18 protein-coding genes are annotated in these 20,343 nt (G+C 55.1%); 12 read left to right on the top strand and 6 right to left on the bottom strand.

The genetic code is table 11. The features are described 5' to 3' along the window. The first annotated feature begins 9 nt into the window (after nt 1-9). The 6 genes from mutL to hflC all read left to right on the top strand — a co-directional run bounded on the left by mutL (nt 10) and on the right by hflC (nt 6,871). Nucleotides 10-1,857: a DNA mismatch repair endonuclease MutL gene (gene mutL / locus WFN75_RS14525; protein WP_212478351.1), complete on the top strand. Its 1,848-nt coding sequence runs from the start codon at nt 10-12 to the stop codon at nt 1,855-1,857. Continuing rightward, nucleotides 1,850-2,800: a tRNA (adenosine(37)-N6)-dimethylallyltransferase MiaA gene (miaA, locus tag WFN75_RS14520; protein ID WP_040077501.1), complete on the top strand. Its 951-nt coding sequence runs from the start codon at nt 1,850-1,852 to the stop codon at nt 2,798-2,800. Before mutL ends, miaA begins: the two co-directional genes overlap by 8 nt. Nucleotides 2,801-2,885: 85 nt before the next feature. Next, nucleotides 2,886-3,194, top strand: coding sequence for an RNA chaperone Hfq (gene hfq, locus WFN75_RS14515; protein ID WP_032616179.1), 309 nt, complete (start codon nt 2,886-2,888; stop codon nt 3,192-3,194). A gap of 77 nt (nt 3,195-3,271) precedes the next feature. Continuing rightward, complete coding sequence (gene hflX / locus WFN75_RS14510; RefSeq protein ID WP_207292860.1) at nt 3,272-4,552, top strand: ribosome rescue GTPase HflX; 1,281 nt, start codon at nt 3,272-3,274, stop codon at nt 4,550-4,552. 64 nt (nt 4,553-4,616) lie between these two features. Beyond that, a complete protein-coding gene (gene hflK, locus WFN75_RS14505) occupies nt 4,617-5,870 on the top strand; it encodes an FtsH protease activity modulator HflK (RefSeq protein ID WP_046886389.1) in 1,254 nt (417 codons plus the stop codon). A 2-nt stretch (nt 5,871-5,872) separates the two neighbouring features. Further along, entirely contained in the window at nt 5,873-6,871 is a 999-nt protein-coding gene (gene hflC / locus WFN75_RS14500) for a protease modulator HflC (RefSeq protein WP_046886390.1), read from the top strand. A 68-nt stretch (nt 6,872-6,939) separates the two neighbouring features. On the opposite strand, the gene WFN75_RS14495 is transcribed toward hflC, so the two are convergent. Continuing rightward, nucleotides 6,940-7,248, bottom strand: a complete 309-nt coding sequence (locus tag WFN75_RS14495; RefSeq protein WP_052452840.1) for a hypothetical protein — start codon at nt 7,246-7,248, stop codon at nt 6,940-6,942. Nucleotides 7,249-7,595: 347 nt separating this feature from the next. Here WFN75_RS14495 and WFN75_RS14490 point away from each other — a divergent pair, with 347 nt between their 5' ends. The 4 genes from WFN75_RS14490 (at nt 7,596) to rlmB (ending at nt 12,779) form a co-directional block, all read left to right on the top strand. Further along, a complete protein-coding gene (locus WFN75_RS14490; RefSeq protein WP_040077496.1) occupies nt 7,596-8,894 on the top strand; it encodes an adenylosuccinate synthase in 1,299 nt (432 codons plus the stop codon). A gap of 183 nt (nt 8,895-9,077) precedes the next feature. Continuing rightward, nucleotides 9,078-9,503: a nitric oxide-sensing transcriptional repressor NsrR gene (gene nsrR, locus WFN75_RS14485; protein WP_040077495.1), complete on the top strand. Its 426-nt coding sequence runs from the start codon at nt 9,078-9,080 to the stop codon at nt 9,501-9,503. Nucleotides 9,504-9,541: 38 nt separating this feature from the next. Then, nucleotides 9,542-11,983: a ribonuclease R gene (rnr, locus tag WFN75_RS14480; protein WP_040077494.1), complete on the top strand. Its 2,442-nt coding sequence runs from the start codon at nt 9,542-9,544 to the stop codon at nt 11,981-11,983. A 64-nt stretch (nt 11,984-12,047) separates the two neighbouring features. Then, nucleotides 12,048-12,779, top strand: coding sequence for a 23S rRNA (guanosine(2251)-2'-O)-methyltransferase RlmB (gene rlmB, locus WFN75_RS14475; RefSeq protein ID WP_023334255.1), 732 nt, complete (start codon nt 12,048-12,050; stop codon nt 12,777-12,779). An 85-nt stretch (nt 12,780-12,864) separates the two neighbouring features. Here the strand turns inward: rlmB and WFN75_RS14470 are convergent, their stop codons facing one another. After that, on the bottom strand, nt 12,865-14,154 hold the full coding sequence (locus WFN75_RS14470) for an MFS transporter (RefSeq protein ID WP_046886392.1): 1,290 nt from the start codon (nt 14,152-14,154) through the stop codon (nt 12,865-12,867). A 193-nt stretch (nt 14,155-14,347) separates the two neighbouring features. Between WFN75_RS14470 and WFN75_RS14465 the strand changes: the two genes are divergently transcribed. Continuing rightward, nucleotides 14,348-15,970, top strand: coding sequence for an isovaleryl-CoA dehydrogenase (locus WFN75_RS14465; RefSeq protein WP_336996392.1), 1,623 nt, complete (start codon nt 14,348-14,350; stop codon nt 15,968-15,970). 3 nt (nt 15,971-15,973) lie between these two features. On the opposite strand, the gene WFN75_RS14460 is transcribed toward WFN75_RS14465, so the two are convergent. From WFN75_RS14460 to bsmA, 3 genes are all read right to left on the bottom strand, one after another. Continuing rightward, the gene (locus WFN75_RS14460; protein ID WP_336996391.1) at nt 15,974-17,899 is read right to left on the bottom strand and encodes a methyl-accepting chemotaxis protein; all 1,926 of its coding nucleotides are present in this window, start codon (nt 17,897-17,899) and stop codon (nt 15,974-15,976) included. Between the two features lie 171 nt (nt 17,900-18,070). After that, the gene (yjfN, locus tag WFN75_RS14455; RefSeq protein ID WP_046886395.1) at nt 18,071-18,358 is read right to left on the bottom strand and encodes a DUF1471 family protease activator YjfN; all 288 of its coding nucleotides are present in this window, start codon (nt 18,356-18,358) and stop codon (nt 18,071-18,073) included. Nucleotides 18,359-18,494: 136 nt separating this feature from the next. Next, nucleotides 18,495-18,824: a biofilm peroxide resistance protein BsmA gene (bsmA, locus tag WFN75_RS14450; RefSeq protein ID WP_040077489.1), complete on the bottom strand. Its 330-nt coding sequence runs from the start codon at nt 18,822-18,824 to the stop codon at nt 18,495-18,497. 138 nt (nt 18,825-18,962) lie between these two features. On the opposite strand from bsmA, the gene yjfP reads away from it, so the two are divergent. Continuing rightward, on the top strand, nt 18,963-19,694 hold the full coding sequence (yjfP, locus tag WFN75_RS14445) for an esterase (protein WP_288821078.1): 732 nt from the start codon (nt 18,963-18,965) through the stop codon (nt 19,692-19,694). Nucleotides 19,695-19,824: 130 nt separating this feature from the next. Here yjfP and yjfY read toward each other — a convergent pair whose 3' ends face one another. Continuing rightward, the gene (yjfY, locus tag WFN75_RS14440; protein ID WP_336996390.1) at nt 19,825-20,100 is read right to left on the bottom strand and encodes a DUF1471 family protein YjfY; all 276 of its coding nucleotides are present in this window, start codon (nt 20,098-20,100) and stop codon (nt 19,825-19,827) included. Between the last annotated feature and the right edge of the window lie 243 nt (nt 20,101-20,343).

Here is a 20,343-nt window from a genome sequence, read left to right as displayed (position 1 = left end):
GGAGCATTCATGCCGATTCAGGTTCTGCCGCCGCAGCTTGCGAACCAAATCGCCGCCGGCGAGGTGGTAGAGCGCCCGGCATCGGTCGTGAAAGAGCTGGTTGAAAACAGCCTTGATGCGGGGGCCACCCGCATTGATATCGATATTGAACGCGGTGGGGCCAAGCTGATCCGCATTCGCGATAACGGCTGTGGCATCAAAAAAGAGGAGCTGGCGCTGGCGCTGGCGCGTCACGCCACCAGTAAAATTGCCTCGCTTGACGATCTTGAAGCCATAATCAGCCTCGGTTTTCGTGGTGAAGCCCTGGCCAGTATCAGCTCCGTCTCCCGCTTAACGCTGACCTCACGTACGGCTGAGCAGCAAGAAGCCTGGCAAGCCTATGCGGAAGGACGCGACCAGGACGTGACGGTAAAGCCTGCGGCTCACCCGGTGGGGACCACGCTGGAAGTATTAGATCTCTTTTACAACACGCCGGCGCGTCGCAAGTTTATGCGCACTGAAAAAACCGAATTCAGCCATATCGATGAGGTCATTCGCCGCATCGCGCTGGCGCGTTTCGACGTGACTCTCAACCTAAGCCATAACGGTAAAGTAATGCGGCAATACCGCGCTGTCGCACAAGGCGGACAGAAAGAGCGCCGTCTTGGTGCCATCTGCGGTACGCCATTCCTTGAACAGGCTCTGGCCATCGAATGGCAGCACGGGGATCTAACCCTGCGCGGCTGGGTGGCCGATCCTAAAGTAAGCAGTGCCGCGTTTGCCGAAATTCAGTACTGTTACGTCAATGGCCGTATGATGCGCGACCGGCTGATCAACCACGCCATCCGTCAGGCCTGCGAAGACAAGCTGGGCGCCGATCAACAGCCCGCTTTTGTACTCTATCTGGAGATCGACCCACATCAGGTAGACGTCAACGTTCATCCCGCCAAACATGAAGTGCGTTTTCATCAATCCCGGCTGGTGCATGATTTCATCTATCAGGGCGTATTGAGCGTGCTGCAACAACAGGCCGAGCCTGCATTACCGTTGGCAGACGAGCCCGTTGCACCCCGTGCGATACCTGAAAACCGGGCCGCCGCAGGACGTAACCAATTCGCCGAGCCGGTGGTGGCCAAAGCGCCACCTGCGCCGGGGTATGCGGCCAGCGACAGAGCGTCGCGCGCAACGGGAGCAAACTACCCGCATGCGCATACGGGATACCAGAAACAGCAGGGAGCCAATTATCGCAAGCTGTTGGAAACCCCACCGGTTGAAAGACGTAGCGCCGATGTCGCGCCGACGGCCGACACGCTGGAAGGACATAGCCAGAGTTTTGGCCGCGTGTTGACGATAGTCGCCCCGGATATCGCTCTTCTGGAGCGCGACGGTAAGCTGGCGTTGCTGGCACTGCCGGTGGCGGAGCGCTGGCTGAAACAGACGCAGTTAACCCCTGGCGAACATCGCGCCTGTGCGCAACCGCTATTAATCCCGGTGCGTTTAAAGATAACCCCGGAAGAAACCCGGGTATTACAGCGTTTCCAGCCCCTGTTGGCAGAAATGGGCATAGAAACGGCAGTAGAGGCCCAGCATGTGACCCTTCGCGCGGTGCCTTTACCCTTACGCCAACAAAATTTACAAAACTTGATTCCTGAACTGATAGGCTACCTGGCGCAGCAAACGACCTTTGATGCAGCCAATACGGCACAGTGGATCGCACGCCATCTGGCCAGCGATCATCCTGTGTGGAGTATGGCGCAGGCCATCACCGTGCTGGCGGAGGTAGAACGCCTCTGCCCGCATCTGGTGAAAGCGCCGCCGGGCGGTTTATTACAACCTGTTGATTTACAATCGGCGAAGAACGCCCTGAAAGATGAGTGATGTAAGTAAGACTGGCCTGCCTAAGGCGATTTTTTTGATGGGGCCTACGGCCTCGGGCAAGACGGCGTTAGCCATTGAGCTACGTAAAGTTTTGCCAGTAGAGTTGATCAGCGTGGATTCCGCCCTCATCTACAAAGGGATGGATATCGGCACGGCAAAGCCCAGCGCCGAGGAGCTGCGCGCGGCTCCACACCGTTTATTAGATATTCTTGACCCGGCCCTGGCGTACTCGGCGGCAGATTTCCGCCGCGATGCGCTGGCAGAGATGGCCAGGATCACCGAGGCGGGGCGCATTCCGCTTCTGGTGGGCGGAACTATGCTCTATTTCAAGGCGTTACTTGAAGGGTTATCGCCATTGCCGTCGGCAGACCCGGCGGTAAGAGCAAAGATTGAGCAGCAGGCAGCAGAGCAGGGATGGGGCGCGTTGCACCAACAACTGGAACAGATCGATCCGGTTGCTGCGGCACGTATTCATCCAAATGATCCGCAAAGGCTTTCCCGGGCACTGGAAGTTTTTTTCATTTCGGGTAAAACTTTAACGGAACTGACGCAAACGTCAGGAGAGGCTCTGCCGTATCAGGTGCATCAGTTCGCCATCGCCCCGGCGAGCCGTGAACTGCTCCATCAGCGAATTGAGCAGCGTTTTCATCAGATGTTAGCTTCAGGTTTTGAAGCAGAAGTGCGGGCGCTTTTTGCCCGTGGAGATTTGCATACGGACATGCCTTCCATTCGTTGTGTCGGTTATCGCCAGATGTGGTCATACATTGAAGGCGAAATATCTCATGATGAAATGGTTTATCGAGGTGTTTGCGCCACGAGACAGTTAGCGAAGCGCCAGATCACCTGGTTGCGCGGTTGGGAAGGTGTTCATTGGTTAGACAGTGAAAAACCGCAACAAGCGTTCAACGAAGTATTACAGGTTGTTGGTGCTATCACGGACTGAATGTGTACAATTGAGACGTATCGTGCGCAATTTTTCAGAGTCGCAAGATTCTAAGTACAAAACAAGCATATAAGGAAAAGATAGAATGGCTAAGGGGCAATCTTTACAAGACCCGTTCCTGAACGCACTGCGTCGTGAACGTGTTCCAGTTTCTATTTATTTGGTGAATGGTATTAAGCTGCAAGGTCAGATTGAGTCTTTCGATCAGTTCGTGATCCTGTTGAAAAACACGGTCAGCCAGATGGTCTATAAGCACGCGATTTCTACTGTTGTTCCGTCTCGTCCGGTATCTCATCACAGCAATAACGCAGGCGGCGGTTCCAGTAACTACCATCATGGCAGCAACGCGCAGGGTTCTTCAGCGCCTGCGCAGGACAGTGAAGAGACCGAATAAGGTTTCTGGCTGTTTTTTCCACGTCGGGGAGCCAGGTTTTCTGTGTTCCCCGCTGATCTTTTTTAAGGGGTTTACGCTTGTTTGACCGTTATGATGCCGGTGAGCAGGCGGTGCTGGTACACATCTATTTTTCGCAAGACAAAGATATGGAAGACCTCCAGGAGTTTGAATCTCTGGTCTCTTCCGCCGGTGTCGAAGCAATGCAGGTGATTACCGGTAGCCGTAAAGCGCCGCACCCAAAGTATTTTGTTGGTGAAGGTAAAGCAGTTGAGATTGCGGATGCCGTAAAAGCGACTGGTGCTTCAGTCGTGCTATTTGATCACGCCCTGACCCCAGCCCAGGAACGTAACCTGGAGCGCCTGTGCGAATGCCGTGTTATCGACCGTACGGGTTTGATTTTAGACATCTTTGCCCAACGTGCACGTACCCATGAAGGGAAATTGCAGGTTGAGCTGGCGCAGTTGCGCCACCTGGCCACGCGTCTGGTGCGCGGCTGGACACACCTTGAAAGACAGAAAGGCGGGATCGGTTTGCGTGGCCCGGGTGAAACCCAGCTCGAAACTGACCGTCGCTTACTGCGTGGCCGTATAACCCAGATCCTCTCACGGCTGGAAAGAGTCGAGAAGCAGCGTGAGCAGGGGCGACGTTCCCGAATGAAAGCCGATATCCCAACGGTTTCGCTTGTCGGTTATACCAACGCCGGTAAATCCACCCTGTTTAACCAGATCACCGAGGCCCAGGTTTACGCCGCAGACCAACTTTTTGCGACCCTGGACCCAACGCTGCGCCGCATTAACGTGGCGGATGTGGGGGAAACCGTACTGGCGGATACCGTAGGGTTTATCCGTCATTTGCCACACGACCTGGTGGCGGCGTTTAAAGCCACCCTGCAGGAGACGCGTCAGGCGACCCTGCTACTGCACATAATTGATGGCGCGGATGTCCGCGTGCAGGAAAACATTGATGCAGTTAATACCGTGCTTGAAGAGATAGACGCGCATGAGATCCCATCGCTGCTGGTGATGAATAAGATCGACATGCTGGATGACTTCGAGCCCCGTATTGACCGTGATGAAGAGAATAAGCCGATTCGGGTCTGGCTTTCAGCCCAGACCGGTGTTGGTGTGCCACTGCTTTTCCAGGCTTTAACAGAACGTCTCTCCGGTGAGGTGGCTCAGCATACGCTGCGCCTCCCGCCACAAGAAGGCAGACTGCGCAGCCGTTTTTATCAGCTTCAGGCGATAGAAAAAGAGTGGATGGAGGATGACGGCAGCGTGGGGATGCAGGTGCGTATGCCGATCGTTGACTGGCGTCGCCTCTGCAAACAAGAACCTGCGCTGGTGGACTACGTCGTCTGACCAGAAAAGGTTTACACAAGGCCTGAAAAAATTCGCCCTTGCATAACAAATATGGAGCATATACATGGCGTGGAATCAGCCCGGTAATAACGGACAAGACCGCGACCCGTGGGGAAGCAGCAATAATCAAGGCGGCAACTCTGGGGGAAATGGCAACAAAGGTGGTCGCGAGCAGGGGCCGCCGGATCTGGATGATATCTTCCGCAAGCTGAGCAAAAAGCTCGGTGGTCTTGGCGGCGGTAAAGGCACTGGCGGCGGTACTGGCCAGGGGCCGCGTCCTCATATGGGTGGCCGTGTGGTCGGGATTGTTGCCGCCGCTGCGGTAATCATCTGGGCAGCCAGCGGGTTCTACACCATTAAAGAAGCGGAGCGTGGCGTGGTTACCCGTTTTGGTAAGTTCAGCCATCTGGTTGAGCCGGGCCTGAACTGGAAACCCACCTTTATTGATAACGTCACTGCGGTGAACGTTGAATCGGTGCGTGAGCTGGCAGCCTCTGGCGTGATGCTGACGTCTGACGAAAACGTGGTGCGCGTTGAGATGAACGTGCAGTACCGCGTGACCGATCCGAAGAACTACCTGTTTAGCGTCACCAGCCCCGACGACAGTCTGCGTCAGGCGACCGACAGCGCTCTGCGTGGCGTTATCGGTAAATACACCATGGACCGCATTCTGACCGAAGGTCGTACCGTTATTCGTAGCGATACCCAGCGTGAGCTGGAAGAGACCATCCGTCCTTACAACATGGGTATCACCCTGCTGGACGTCAACTTCCAGGCTGCCCGTCCGCCGGAAGAGGTGAAAGCGGCGTTTGACGATGCGATTGCCGCTCGTGAAAACGAACAGCAGTACATCCGTGAAGCTGAAGCGTACACCAACGAAGTTCAGCCGCGTGCTAACGGCCAGGCACAGCGTATTCTGGAAGAGGCTCGCGCGTACAAGACCCAGACCATCCTTGAAGCTCAGGGTGAAGTGGCTCGTTTCGCGAAGATTCTGCCGGAGTATAAAGCTGCACCGGAAATTACCCGTGAGCGTCTCTATATTGAGACCATGGAGAAAGTGCTGAGCCATACCCGTAAAGTGCTGGTTAATGATAACAAAGGTGGCAACCTCATGGTTCTGCCGCTGGACCAGATGCTGAAGGGCGGTAACGCGCCTGCGGCGAAAGATAGCAATAGCGGTGCAAACAGCATGCTACGTCTGCCTCCGTCTTCATCAGGCAATTCCAGTGCGAATACAACCTCTACGAACGAGGGTGACATCATGGACCAACGCCGCGCTAACGCGCAGCGTAACGACTACCAGCGTCAGGGGGAATAACGATGCGTAAGTCAGTTATTGCGATCATTGTCATCGTGCTGGTCGTGCTTTATACCTCTATCTTCGTCGTGAAAGAGGGCGAGCGTGGGATCAAGTTCCAGTTCAGCAGCGTTGTGCGCGACGGCGACAAAAAGCCGCTGATCTATGAGCCAGGTCTGCACTTCAAGGTGCCTTTCATTCAGTCCGTTAAGACGCTTGATGCACGTATCCAGACCATGGATAACCAGGCCGATCGCTTCGTGACGAAAGAGAAAAAAGACCTGATCGTTGATTCCTATATCAAATGGCGTATTAGCGACTTCAGTCGTTACTTCCTGGCCACCGGCGGCGGCGACGTCTCCCAGGCGGAAGTGCTGCTGAAACGTAAGTTCTCTGACCGTCTGCGTTCTGAGATTGGTCGTCTGGATGTGAAAGACATCGTGACCGACTCCCGTGGTCGTTTGACCTCGGAAGTGCGCGATGCGCTGAACTCCGGCTCTGCAGGCACCGAAGACGAGGTAGAAACCCCGGCGGCGGATGACGCAATTGCCAAAGCCGCTGAGCGCGTTCAGGCTGAAACCAACGGCAATGTGCCGGTGATCAACCCGAACAGTATGGCTGCGCTGGGTATCGAGGTGGTGGATGTGCGTATTAAGCAGATCAACCTGCCGACCGAAGTCTCTGAGGCTATCTACAACCGTATGCGTGCTGAGCGTGAAGCGGTCGCCCGTCGTCACCGTTCACAGGGTCAGGAAGAGGCTGAAAAGCTGCGCGCAGCCGCAGACTATGAAGTCACCAAAACCCTGGCTGAAGCAGAACGTCAGGGCCGTATTCAGCGCGGTGAAGGCGATGCCGAAGCGGCGAAGCTGTTTGCGGATGCGTTTAGTCAGGATCCAGACTTCTACGCCTTTATCCGTAGCCTGCGTGCTTACGAAAACAGCTTTAAGAGCAACCAGGACGTTATGGTTCTGAGCCCGGATAGCGATTTCTTCCGGTATATGAAATCACCGGCTGCAAACTAACAGGTTCAGCAGCTGATGAAATAAAAATGGCGCCTCATTGAGGCGCCATTTTTGCTTAAGGTTAAATCTTAAGCGGTAGTGCTAACGTTAGCTCTGAAGAGCTTAGTGAAGAAAGAACCTGTTTTAGGCAGTGCAGACAACGAAGTTTCGATAAAACCGCCAATGGTTGAACCCAGAGACGTTCCCACTTCTGTACCCAGATCCGGCGCAAAAATACCCAGATTGACTCTACCGATCAGCGGCAGATCAACGTTGAGCATATCGCTGGCCGTTGACCACAATGCGGTGCCAAATTGCCCGCCCAGCGTTGCCAGACCATCCTGCAGCCAGCCTGCGCCGCTGACGAGTTCGAGCTCCATTACGGTTAATTCTTTCATGATAATCATCCTAATTATGTTGTTATTACGCGACCCTCCGGTTGCGCATGAGGGATGGTGACAACTTTTAAAATATCCAGCAATACGATGAGATTATGAATTTTATTTCACATCTTTAATCACATATTCCGGCGGTCACAGATAAAATAGCCGTACAGAGATGCAGGACAATACGATGCGCCTGAGTCTGACTAGTGATCAAAGCCAGCTGATTACACAACATATTGAGGTAATCGTTTAACTCTCTGCAAATCGGCCCATATCGCCGAAATTTGTATACAAAAAAAGCTGAACATCAACAAAACCGATGGTAGAATCCATTTTTAAGCAAACGGTGATTTTGAAAAATGGGTAACAACGTCGTCGTACTGGGCACCCAATGGGGTGACGAAGGTAAAGGGAAGATCGTTGATCTCCTGACTGAACGCGCTAAATATGTTGTACGCTACCAGGGCGGTCACAACGCAGGTCATACTCTCGTAATCAACGGTGAAAAAACCGTCCTCCATCTTATTCCATCAGGCATTCTTCGTGACAATGTGACCAGCATCATCGGTAACGGTGTTGTGCTGTCTCCTGCTGCCCTGATGAAAGAGATGAAAGGCCTGGAAGACCGTGGTATCCCGGTGCGTGAGCGCCTTCTCCTCTCTGAAGCATGTCCGCTGATCCTCGACTATCATGTCGCGCTGGATGTGGCACGTGAGAAAGCACGTGGTGCGAAAGCGATTGGTACTACTGGTCGTGGTATCGGTCCAGCCTACGAAGACAAAGTAGCCCGTCGCGGTCTGCGCGTTGGCGACCTGTTTGACAAAGCCACCTTCGCTGAAAAGCTGAAAGAGGTGATGGAATATCACAACTTCCAGCTGGTGAATTTCTATAAAGCTGACGCCGTTGACTATCAGAAAGTGCTCGACGACGTGATGGCGATTGCCGACATCCTGACCGGTATGGTTGTTGATGTCTCCGATCTGCTGGATCAGGCGCGTAAACGTGGCGACTTCGTGATGTTCGAAGGCGCACAGGGTACGCTGCTGGATATCGACCACGGTACCTATCCGTACGTCACCTCCTCTAACACCACCGCAGGTGGCGTGGCGACCGGTTCTGGCCTGGGTCCGCGTTATGTGGATTACGTTCTGGGGATCATCAAAGCTTACTCCACTCGCGTGGGTGCAGGTCCGTTCCCGACCGAGCTGTTTGATGAAACCGGCGAGTTCCTTTGCAAGCAGGGTAACGAGTTTGGCGCGACCACTGGTCGTCGTCGTCGTACCGGCTGGCTGGACGCTGTTGCAGTGCGTCGTGCAGTACAGATCAACTCCCTGTCTGGCTTCTGCCTGACCAAACTGGACGTCCTGGACGGCCTGAAAGAGGTTAAAATCTGTGTGGGCTACCGCATGCCAGATGGCCGCGAAGTGACCACCACGCCGCTGGCGGCAGATGACTGGGAAGGCATTGAGCCAATTTACGAAACCATGCCGGGCTGGTCCGAAACCACCTTTGGCGTGAAGGAGCGTAGCGGCCTGCCACAAGCAGCGCTGGACTACATCAAGCGTATTGAAGAACTGACCGAAGTGCCGATCGATATTATCTCTACCGGCCCGGATCGTAGTGAAACGATGATTCTGCGCGATCCGTTCGACGCATAAGACGCGTTTCTGCAAGCCTGTTAGGTAACCTGCAGGCTTGCAACCCCGGTTTTTGTCCTCTCTTTCCCGCTTTTCACCCCGCTTCAGTTTAAATAAATTAGCCGCTTACCATCTGGCTGGTTTATCATCAATAGTGAATATCTCTGCGGTTATACCGCGTTTTGCCCTTTTCCTGAGGTTGATGTGCAGTTAACAAGTTTCACCGATTACGGATTACGTGCGCTGATCTATATGGCGTCATTACCCGAAGGACAGATGACCAGTATCTCTGAGGTGACAGAGGTCTACGGCGTGTCCCGTAATCATATGGTCAAAATAATCAATCAACTTAGCCGTGCCGGATACGTTGCTGCCGTCCGCGGGAAAAATGGCGGGATCCGCCTCGGCAAACCGGCACAGAGTATTCGTGTTGGAGATGTGGTACGAGAGCTGGAGCCCTTGTCGCTGGTGAACTGCAGCAGCGCGTTCTGCCATATCACACCCGCTTGTCGCCTGAAACAGGCGCTTTCTACGGCCGTGCAAAGTTTTCTCAAGGAACTGGATAACTACACGCTGGCCGATTTGGTTGAAGAGAATCAACCGCTTTATAAATTATTGCTGGTGGAATGAAGAGAATATCCACCGGAGATGACAACGGAGGAACCGAAATGTCACAAGATCCTTTCCAGGAACGCGAAGCCGAAAAATACGCGAATCCTATCCCCAGCCGCGAGTTCATCATTGAACACTTAACTAAACGCGAAAAACCCGCCAATCGTGAAGAACTTGCCGTTGAACTCAATATTGAAGGTGAAGAGCAAATAGAAGCCCTTCGCCGCCGCCTGCGCGCCATGGAGCGTGACGGGCAACTGGTCTTTACGCGGCGCCAGTGCTACGCACTGCCTGAACGTCTCGATCTGCTGAAAGGGGTGGTCATTGGTCACCGTGACGGCTTCGGGTTCTTGCGCGTTGAAGGCCGCAAAGATGATCTCTATCTCTCATCTGAACAGATGAAGATGTGTATTCATGGAGATCAAATCCTGGCGCAACCGCTGGGTGCAGACCGTAAAGGCCGCCGCGAAGCGCGCGTAGTGCGCGTGCTGGTACCAAAAACCAGTCAGATCGTAGGCCGTTACTTTACCGATGCGGGCGTGGGCTTTGTCGTACCCGATGACAGCCGCCTGAGCTTTGACATTCTGATCCCGCCGGAAGAGGTGATGGGCGCGCGCATGGGCTTTGTGGTGGTGGTTGAACTTACCCAGCGTCCAACCCGCCGTACCAAAGCGGTAGGTAAAATTGTTGAAGTGCTGGGCGATAACATGGGTACCGGCATGGCCGTTGATATGGCGCTGCGCACCCATGAGATCCCTTACGTCTGGCCAACCGCCGTTGAAGAGCAGATCAAAGACCTGAAAGAACAGGTGCCAGAAGAGGCCAAGGCTGGACGCGTCGATCTGCGCGACCTGCCGCTGGTCACTATCGACGGTGAAGATGCCCGCGACTTCGATGATGCCGTCTACTGTGAGAAAAAACGGGGTGGCGGCTGGCGTTTATGGGTCGCTATCGCGGACGTAAGCTATTACGTCCGGCCGAATACGCCACTGGATAACGAAGCGCGTGGCCGCGGTACGTCGGTCTATTTCCCGTCGCAAGTGGTGCCGATGCTACCGGAAGTCCTCTCAAACGGTCTCTGCTCGCTGAACCCGCAGGTTGACCGTCTGTGCATGGTCTGTGAGATGACCATCTCCACGAAGGGGCGCCTGACAGGCTACAAATTCTACGAAGCGGTGATGAGCTCACACGCACGTCTGACCTACACCAAGGTCTGGCATATGCTGCAGGGCGACCAGGAGCTGCGCCAGCAGTACGCGCCGCTAGTGAAGCATATTGAAGAGCTTCATAACCTCTATAAAACCCTGGATCAGGCTCGCGAAGAGCGCGGCGGTATCTCATTTGAAAGTGAAGAAGCTAAATTCATCTTCAATGCCGAGCGCCGTATCGAGCGTATTGAGCAGACTCAGCGTAACGATGCGCACAAACTGATTGAAGAGTGCATGATCCTCGCTAACATCTCGGCTGCACGCTTTGTTGAGAAAGCGAAAGAGCCTGCGCTGTTCCGAATTCATGATAAGCCAACGACGGAAGCGATCACCTCTTTCCGTACCGTGCTGGCAGAGCTGGGCCTTGAGCTGCCGGGCGGCAATAAACCAGAGCCGCGCGATTATGCGGAACTGCTTGAATCTATCAGCGATCGTCCGGATGCCGAGATGCTGCAAACCATGCTGCTGCGCTCGATGAAACAGGCGATCTACGACCCAGAAAACCGGGGACACTTCGGCCTGGCGCTGCAGTCATATGCGCACTTCACCTCGCCGATTCGCCGTTATCCGGATCTTTCGCTACACCGTGCCATTAAGTATCTGCTGGCGCAGGAGCAGGGTCACAAAGGCAAGACCACTGAAACCGGTGGCTATCACTATTCCCTGGAAGAGATGCTGCAGCTTGGGCAGCACTGTTCTATGACGGAGCGCCGTGCCGATGAAGCGACCCGTGAGGTCTCTGACTGGCTGAAATGTGATTTCATGCTGGATCAGGTGGGCAACGTCTTTAAAGGGGTGATTGCCAGCGTGACTGGCTTTGGCTTCTTTGTCCGACTGGATGAGCTGTTCATTGACGGCCTGGTGCACGTCTCCAGTCTGGACAATGACTACTACCGTTTCGATCAGGTAGGCCAGCGTTTGATTGGCGAATCCGGCGGCCAGACCTATCGCCTTGGCGATCGCGTTGAAGTGAAAGTTGAAGCCGTTAATATGGACGAGCGTAAAATCGACTTCAGCTTGATCTCCAGCGAACGCGCGCCACGCAATGTGGGTAAAACCGAGCGTGAGAAGGCGAAAAAAGGCGGAAATGGCAAAGCAGGCGGTAAACGCCGTCAGGCCGGTAAACGTGTGAATTTCGAGCCTGATAGTGCCTTCCGTGGTGAGAAAAAACAGAAGCCAAAAGCGGCAAAGAAAGAGGCGCGCTCAGAGAAGAAGCCTTCCGCGAAGACGCAGAAAATAGCTGCTGCGACCAAAGCGAAGCGCGCAGCGAAGAAAAAGCAGGCGGAGTAATATTCCCCTCATCCTGACCCTCTCCCTCTGTGGAGAGGGGAAATGTACATTACGAGAACCATCAATGAGTGAAATGATTTACGGCATCCACGCGGTGCAAGCCCTGCTGGAGCGCGCACCGGAGCGTTTTCAGGAAGTTTTTATTCTGAAAGGACGTGAAGATAAACGTCTGATGCCGCTGATTCATGCCCTGGAAGCACAGGGCGTGGTGATCCAGCTGGCGAACCGTCAGTTCCTGGATGAGAAAAGCGAGGGTGCGGTGCATCAGGGCATTATCGCCCGCGTGAAACCGGGTCGGCAGTATCAGGAGAACGATCTGCCGGATCTGATCGCCGAGCTGGATAATCCGTTCTTCCTGATCCTCGATGGCGTAACCGATCCCCATAACCTGGGCGCTTGCCTGCGTAGTGCCGATGCGGCGGGCGTGCATGCGGTGATCGTTCCCAAAGATCGTTCAGCACAGTTGAACGCCACGGCCAAGAAAGTAGCCTGTGGCGCGGCTGAGAATGTGCCGCTGATCCGCGTAACCAACCTTGCACGCACCATGCGTCTGCTGCAGGAAGAGAACATCTGGATCGTGGGCACTGCCGGTGAAGCCGACCATACGCTCTATCAGAGCAAAATGACGGGCCGTCTGGCGCTGGTGATGGGTGCAGAAGGGGAAGGCATGCGCCGTTTAACGCGCGAGCATTGCGATGAGCTGATCAGCATTCCGATGGCGGGTAGCGTGTCGTCACTGAACGTCTCCGTTGCGACGGGCATCTGCCTGTTTGAAGCGGTACGTCAGCGCGGGTAATAAACAGCAAGGCCGTCCAGGGGACGGCCTTGCGTGTTTTCTTCCTCTCCCTGTAAGGGCGGGAGGGCATCAGACAGTGATCACCTCACTCCTCCAATGACCGCAAGTGGTCATCCTTCCTGAGCGTCATGAGAGCCGCGATACTCACCACCGCCGTTGCCATCACGTAATAAGCCGGAATATCCAGGTTCCCCGTCTCTTTAATCAGCCCGGTAATGATCAACCCGGCGCAGCCCGAAAAAATCGCATTCGACAGCGAGTAGGCCAGACCCAGCCCCGTATAACGAACGCGGGTCGGGAACATCTCAGAGAGCATGGCCGGCCCCGGTCCTGCCAGCATGCCCACCAGGCCGCCCGCAATCAGCACCACGAGAGCTTTCACCACCAGCGTGCTGGACTCCGCCTGCAAAATCTTCAGTAGTGGCAGGGCGAGAAGCAGTAACAGCACGGTGGCAACCACCATTACCGTCCGGCGGCCAATCCGGTCGCTCAGCATCCCAGCCGGGATGATGGTCAGGGCAAAGCCAATATTCGAAATCACCGCAATCAACAGCGCCTGGTTAAAGCCTGTATGCAGAGCGGACTGCAGATAAGCGGGCATAATCACCAGATAGGTATATCCCGCCGCCGACCAGACCATCACACGACCAATCCCCATGACAATGGCTTTTAGCGTGGCGCCGGTTTCAGCCTGCTGTACCTCCGCCTGCGCCTGCTGCTTCACAAAGCTTGGCGTCTCTTCCATGCTGACCCGCAGCCATAACGCGACGGCACCCAGCGGCAGGGCGATAAAGAACGGGATCCGCCAGCCCCAGTCGTACAACGCCTCGGGCGTAAGTAGCGCCGACAGCAGCGCCACAATACCGGCCCCCGCCAGCAGACCCAGCGCAACGGTAAACGACTGCCAGGCACCGTACAGCCCACGCTTGCCACGAGGGGCAAACTCGGTCATCAGCGACACCGCGCCGCCATATTCGCCACCCGCAAACAGCCCTTGCAGAATGCGCAGCCCGGTAATGATCAGCGGTGCGGCAATGCCGATACTGGCATACACCGGCACCAGGCCGATGGCCGCCGTCGCCAGGGTCATCATAATTAAAACGATGATCAGCGTAGGTTTACGTCCGATACGATCGCCAAGGCGTCCAAAAACCACCGCGCCCAGCGGGCGGAAGAAAAAGGCGATGGCGAAAGAGGCATAGGTAAGGATTAGGCTCGTCAGCCCGCTTTCCCCCTCCAGTTGAAAGAAGTTTTTCGCGATGACCGTCGCCAGGAAACCATAGACCGCGAATTCGTACCATTCGATAAAATTGCCAATAGAACCGGCAATCAATGCACGTTTATGTGCGTCCGGCGTATGTTGTGAAGCGTGCATAATCACTCTCTTCTGGAAGGTGGGAATAAATTATTCTATATAAATCGCGATTTGAAATAGTTTATTCGTACGTTATGTGAGCTGATTCACGAATGATTTCAACGATCTCCTTGCCTTGTGACCCTCCTCCCATGCAGCCGCGGCCAGCTCTGTCCATACTTAGCCTCACTTGCCATTGAAGGAGGGAGACACAATGCACTGGCAGACGCATACCGTTTTTAATCAGCCTTCGCCGCTGAGTAATAGCAACCTGTTTCTTTCAGATCGTGCCCTGTGCGAGGCGGTGAACCGGGAGGGGGCGGAGTGGGATGGGGAACTGCTCGCCAGTATCGGCCAGCAGCTGGGCACGGCAGAGTCGCTGGAGCTAGGGAGGCTGGCTAACGCCAATCCACCGGAACTGCTCCGCTACGATGCCACCGGCGCCCGGCTGGATGATGTGCGTTTCCACCCCGCCTGGCATTTGCTCATGCAGGGGCTGTGCGCCAACCGGGTGCATAACCTGGCGTGGGAAGAGGACGCGCGGCGGGGCGCGTTTGTGGCCCGGGCGGCACGTTTTATTCTGCATGCGCAGGTGGAAGCCGGGACCCTGTGCCCCATCACCATGACCTTCGCCGCCACGCCGCTATTGCAGCAGAGCCTGCCGCATGCCTTTCACGACTGGCTAACCCCATTGATGAGCGATCGCTACGACCCTCATCTGGCGCCGGGTAACCAGAAGCGCGGCCTGCTGATAGGCATGGGAATGACGGAGAAGCAGGGCGGCTCAGATGTGCTGAGTAACACTACCCGGGCGGAAAAGTGCAGCGACGGTAGCTATCGGCTGGTGGGTCATAAATGGTTCTTCTCGGTACCGCAAAGCGATGCCCATCTGGTGTTAGCCCAGGCGAAAGGGGGCCTGTCCTGTTTTTTTGTACCGCGTTTTTTACCCGACGGGCTGCGTAACCACGTGCGGCTGGAACGACTGAAAGAGAAGCTCGGTAATTGTTCAAACGCCAGCACTGAAGCCGAAATGCTGGATGCCACCGGCTGGCTGCTGGGAGAAGAAGGTGAGGGGATTCGCCAGATCCTGAAGATGGGCGGCCTGACTCGCTTTGATTGTGCGCTGGGTAGTCACGGTTTGATGCGCCGCGCCCTGTCGGTGGCGCTCTATCACGCCCATCAACGCCAGACCTTTGGCAAGACGCTAATAAATCAGCCTCTGATGCGGGATGGACTCAGCCGGATGGCGTTGCAGCTCGAAGGGCAGACGGCGCTATTGTTCCGTCTGGCTCGGGCATGGGATCGCCGCAGCGATGAGCAGGAAGCGCTGTGGGCCAGGTTATTTACCCCGGCGGCAAAATTCAGCGTCTGCAAGGCGGGCATTCCCTTCGTGGCAGAGGCGATGGAGGTGCTGGGCGGTATCGGCTATTGCGAAGAGAGCGAGCTGCCGCGCATTTATCGCGAGATGCCGGTTAACAGTATCTGGGAAGGGTCGGGAAATATCATGTGCCTGGATGTTTTACGCGTGCTGGCAAAACAGCCTGGCGTCATGGATCTGCTGGCCGACGATTTTGCTGAAGTAAAAGGGCAAGATCGCCATTTCGATCGTAGCTGGCGCCAGCTTCAGCAACGTCTACGCAAACCGCAGGAGGCGCAGGGCAGGGAGATAACCCGGCAGATCTTCCTGCTGGGCGCAGGGGCACAGATGTTGCGCCATGCCTCGCCGCCCATCGCGCAGGCATGGTGCCGTGAAATGCTCGATGCCCGTGGTGGCTCCCTGCTCAGCGAGCAGGTTCAGGACGACCTGCTCTTACGCGCCACGGGCGGTGTGGCCTGATAACTACAGACGGAACAGACTCACCAGCTCGCTGAGGTGTGAGCCCTTTTCCCGCAGGGTCTGGGCCGTCTGTTCGCTGCGCGAGACGCGATCGGCGTTGATATGGGATGCTTCGCCGATATGGGTCATCGCCAGGTTCACCTGGCCAATCCCTGCTGACTGCTCATGGGAGGCGTGATTGATCTCGGTGACCAGCTGGTTGATGTTGTCGATATGCGTAATGATGCTCTCCATCGCCTGGCGGGTCTGTTCTGATAGCGCATGCCCCTCGCTCACTTTACTGAGCGTATCGCCAATCAACTGCTCGATCTCCTTCACGGCGTTGGCGCTGCGTGCCGCCAGGGCACGCACTTCCTGCGCGACAACCGCGAAGCCTTTGCCATGTTCCCCCGCACGAGCCGCTTCTACGGCCGCATTTAGCGCCAGGATATTGGTCTGGAAGGCGATGCTCTCAATCACGTGGGTGATAGCTTCGATACGTTTCGATGCGTCGCGAATATCATCCATGGTTGAGACGGCGTTGCTGACGGTCTCGCCGCCCTGATGCACCGCGCGTGACGTTTCACCCACCAGTTGCTGAGTCTGTTCCATATTGGCGGCGTTTTGCTGCACGGTGGCGGCCAGCTGTTCCATGCTGGCGGACGTTTCTTCTACGCTGCTGGCCTGCTTGTTGATCTGCTCAGAGATCTCACCGGTATCAGAAGCCAGCGCAGTAGTGCCCTGGTGGATCTCTCCTGCGGCTTCCCTTACCTGGCGTACGATTTTTTGTAACCCGCCGCCGATGCCGTTGATGGCCGCGATCAGCTGGCCGACCTCATCCTGTCGCGTGGCGGGAAGCGTAGCGCGCAGATCCCCGGCGGCATATTGCTCTGCCAGGCCAATCACATCGCGAAGTGGACGCGAGAGCCAGCGGCGAATAATCATCACGAACAGCAGGGCGAACAGGGCGGAAAGGACAACGCCGGCGATTAAAAACTGATTGCGCAGGGTCGTGACGCTGGCCAGCAGCACGCGCTTGTCCACTTCACCTACAATCGTCCAGTTCCAGCCCGGTAGCGGGGTCCAGGCCATAATCAGGGTGCGTCCATCGGCACTCTGGCGCTCCAGGGTGCCGGATTGATCGCTCAGCAGTTGCTGTTGGATGCCATTATCCCACTCCGGCAATTTCCCCTCATTGATGCTATGGAAGAGATATTGGCCATGGTTCTTGCCATTACTACGATCCAGGACGAAGAAATGACCACTCTCACCCAGGCGGCGGCTGAGGATCTTTTCGCGCATGACGTTCCAGGAGTGCGTGATATCGACTCCGACGAAGAGGATAGCGATCACTTGTCCATCGGCACCCTTCACCGGTTGATACTGCGTGATATAGCGCTTTCCGAAGAGCAGGGCCAGGCCGCGATAGACCTCACCTTTGGTTACCGCAGCATAGGCCGGACTGGCGACATCCAGCACCGTACCCATCGCTCTGTCGCCATTCTCTTTACGCAGCGAGGTCGCCACGCGCACAAAATCATTTCCGCTGCGGACAAACAGGGTAGAGATAGCCCCCGTGCGCGCAAGGAAATCATCCGGCGTCGCGTTGTTTTCATGCAGCTCGGACTCACCACCCTTTAGCAGCGGCACGTTCAGGCCGTTAATGGTGCGGCTCTGGCTGGCATCAATGTTCAGCGGCTGGGGCAGAAAAGTTGTGAACAGGCGGGTATAGCTCTCCACCTCTTCGGTGAGGCTGGTATTAAACATCTGCACCATATCCACCACGCCCGTGGCCTGGTTATGCAGATCTTCAACAGCTAAGGTTTCGAGTTTTTTACTGGTGTTGTAACTCAGGAGAAAAGTGAACAGCAAAAAGAGTGTGGCAACACTCAGGCCGGTAAGCAGCGATAGCTTTGTGCCAAGGCCTGCACGGCGAAAAAAAGTGATCATAAATTGCTCAGCATTGAAAAGGTATGGCTCTTCAACGGCAGGGCAGGGCTAACATTTACGGGGAAGATGTAACAGGATGTTACGGAAACGTCTCAATGTAGTAACGACAAGGATAACTGATTTGTAAATATTGAAAAGCCACTAATTTTTAGTGGCTTTTCAAAGGCTTTATCACGCGTACAGAATGGCTTGTACCCGCCAGCGATCAACATGAACATCTTCCTGCATCCGGATGATTCGATACCAGGACGCGCCTTGCTCATCGGCTTTCAGGGCGATGACACGTTCGACGTCCTGCTGGCTTCCGGAAATATCATTCACGGAGATCAACCCAATTTCATTCAGTCCTGTCACACAATCTGCGCTGGCAAAATCCGCCGACTGTGCCGTCGTGCTCAACAGCCCTGCTGAGAGCAACAGTGAGGATAAAGCAAGAGTTCGTTTCATCGTTAGCTCCATTCTACGTGTCCCCGGTATCCGCCGGGCAATCCTTCGCAAATAAACTCACTTCCATTGTCACAGTCACGGAGTTTATTGTGGACAGGAAAACGTCTATGGACGCAAAGCAGTGTAAATGTCGTTTAAATACCTTCAGTTATTTACGATACAAAATGGCCTGCGAATACCATTGTCCCGTAATAACGGTTTCATCGACGAGGATGATGACGTAATAATCTGCTTTCGCTGCGGCGGCCTGGGCTTTAATTGCATTTTCCACATCCATCGGCGAACCGCGCTCAAGGGCGGTGATGGTTCCCATACGCTGTAATCCTTCCGTTTGATTACGGCGAATTTCCTGGGGGTGGTCAGCCACTGGCGGAGCGGGTTGGGGCGTGCCTTGTAACACGCTACAGCCGCATGACAGCAACACCAGCAATAAAGCGACAAACTTTCGCATAACCCTATCTCGTTTCCTGATAGCCATAGTGTAGATGCCCGGTAATTTCATTTTGGGGGAATGTTCCCAAACTGTTATCTGTAACGTAAATTTCGAATGAAAATGGTGTGAAAGCGTAATCCACTTCTCAACATTATGAATCACCCCGCGAGTAAAGGATCCTCAATGATTGAAGTTAAAACAGAACAGCCTGGAGATTATGAAATTTTACAGGCTTTTCCGGCAGGGTTAGGTGAACAGCCTTTGCCGACGATCATTTTTTATCATGGTTTTACCTCCTCTAAGCTGGTGTACAGCTACTTTGCCGTGGCACTGGCGCAGGCAGGGTTTCGCGTAGTGATGCCTGATGCCCCAGAGCATGGCGCACGGTTTAACGGCGATGAGCAGGCGCGTTTAGGGCAGTTCTGGTCCATTTTGCACGGCAGTCTTACCGAGTTCAGCGGGTTGCGTGACACGATCTGTCAGGCCGGGTGGGTCGCAGGCGACCGTCTGGCCGTGGCGGGGGCGTCGATGGGCGGGATGACGGCGCTGGGCATTATGACCCGCCATCCGGAGGTGAAATGCGTGGCCAGCCTGATGGGATCGGGGTACTTCACCACGCTTGCCCACACGCTCTTTCCACCGCAGGATGAACAGATTCTGGAGGCCGTGCTGGCGCCATTAGCCCACTGGGAAGTGACCCGGGCGCTGCCCCGGCTGGCAGACCGCCCACTGCTGCTGTGGCACGGCGAGGCGGACGATGTCGTGCCGGCTACGGAGACGTTTCGTTTACAGCAAGCCTTACAGCGCGATGGACTGGATGGCAATCTCACCTGCCTGTGGGAGACCGGTGTCCGTCATCGCATCACGCCCACGGCGCTGGATGCCACCGTCAGGTTTTTTGAAACGCACCTCTGAGTCTGACGAAGCAGTAAGCACGGCCTGAATACGTATCAAGGATAAAAATAAAAAAAGCCCCCGAACCGGGGGCGAATGAAAGGATGACGTTATTTTCGTTGTTGGCTTTCCTGGTGCTAGCGTTAATGCATTACTGATAGATGTCTGCGCTGGCGTGCATATTCCCGTTGCTGCCCGGCTCCCGGTTAAGTATGACGTGATAATAGCGGGCATTCTGCACATCGGCTTCTTGATTAAGGGCTTGATCTGCTTCACTTTCAGTGGCGAAGTTATGGTTGATATAAATCACGCCTAAGCTCTGCACATCATCCATGTTTCTGGCCTGTCGGCCGTCGATCTTAATGGCTGCCATGGCGTTTGCACTCAGCAAAAGCGCAGCCAGAACCGCTACAGTGATCTTTTTCATGATATGCGCTCCACGACGACATGCTGTGAATCGGTTGTTTCTCTCTCCTTCTGATCCTCGGTTGGGGTCTGATTAAAGTGTAATCTCTTCTGCGGGGGGCATTGACGACCATTTCTGATGCTGTTGTTCAAAAAAACGCCGTAATCGAGGCTGTTCAATGTTAAATCACCCACTTAGACCCGCTTTGCCCTTTGTGCGAATTATTTGTGCAATGACCTTGTGTTTAGCGGGGGTCGCAAGTAT

Origin of the sequence: Leclercia sp. UBA7405 (assembly GCF_037152215.1) — a bacterium.
GTDB lineage: Bacteria > Pseudomonadota > Gammaproteobacteria > Enterobacterales > Enterobacteriaceae > Enterobacter > Enterobacter pneumoniae.
This window is presented reverse-complemented; position numbering and strand designations above follow the sequence as displayed.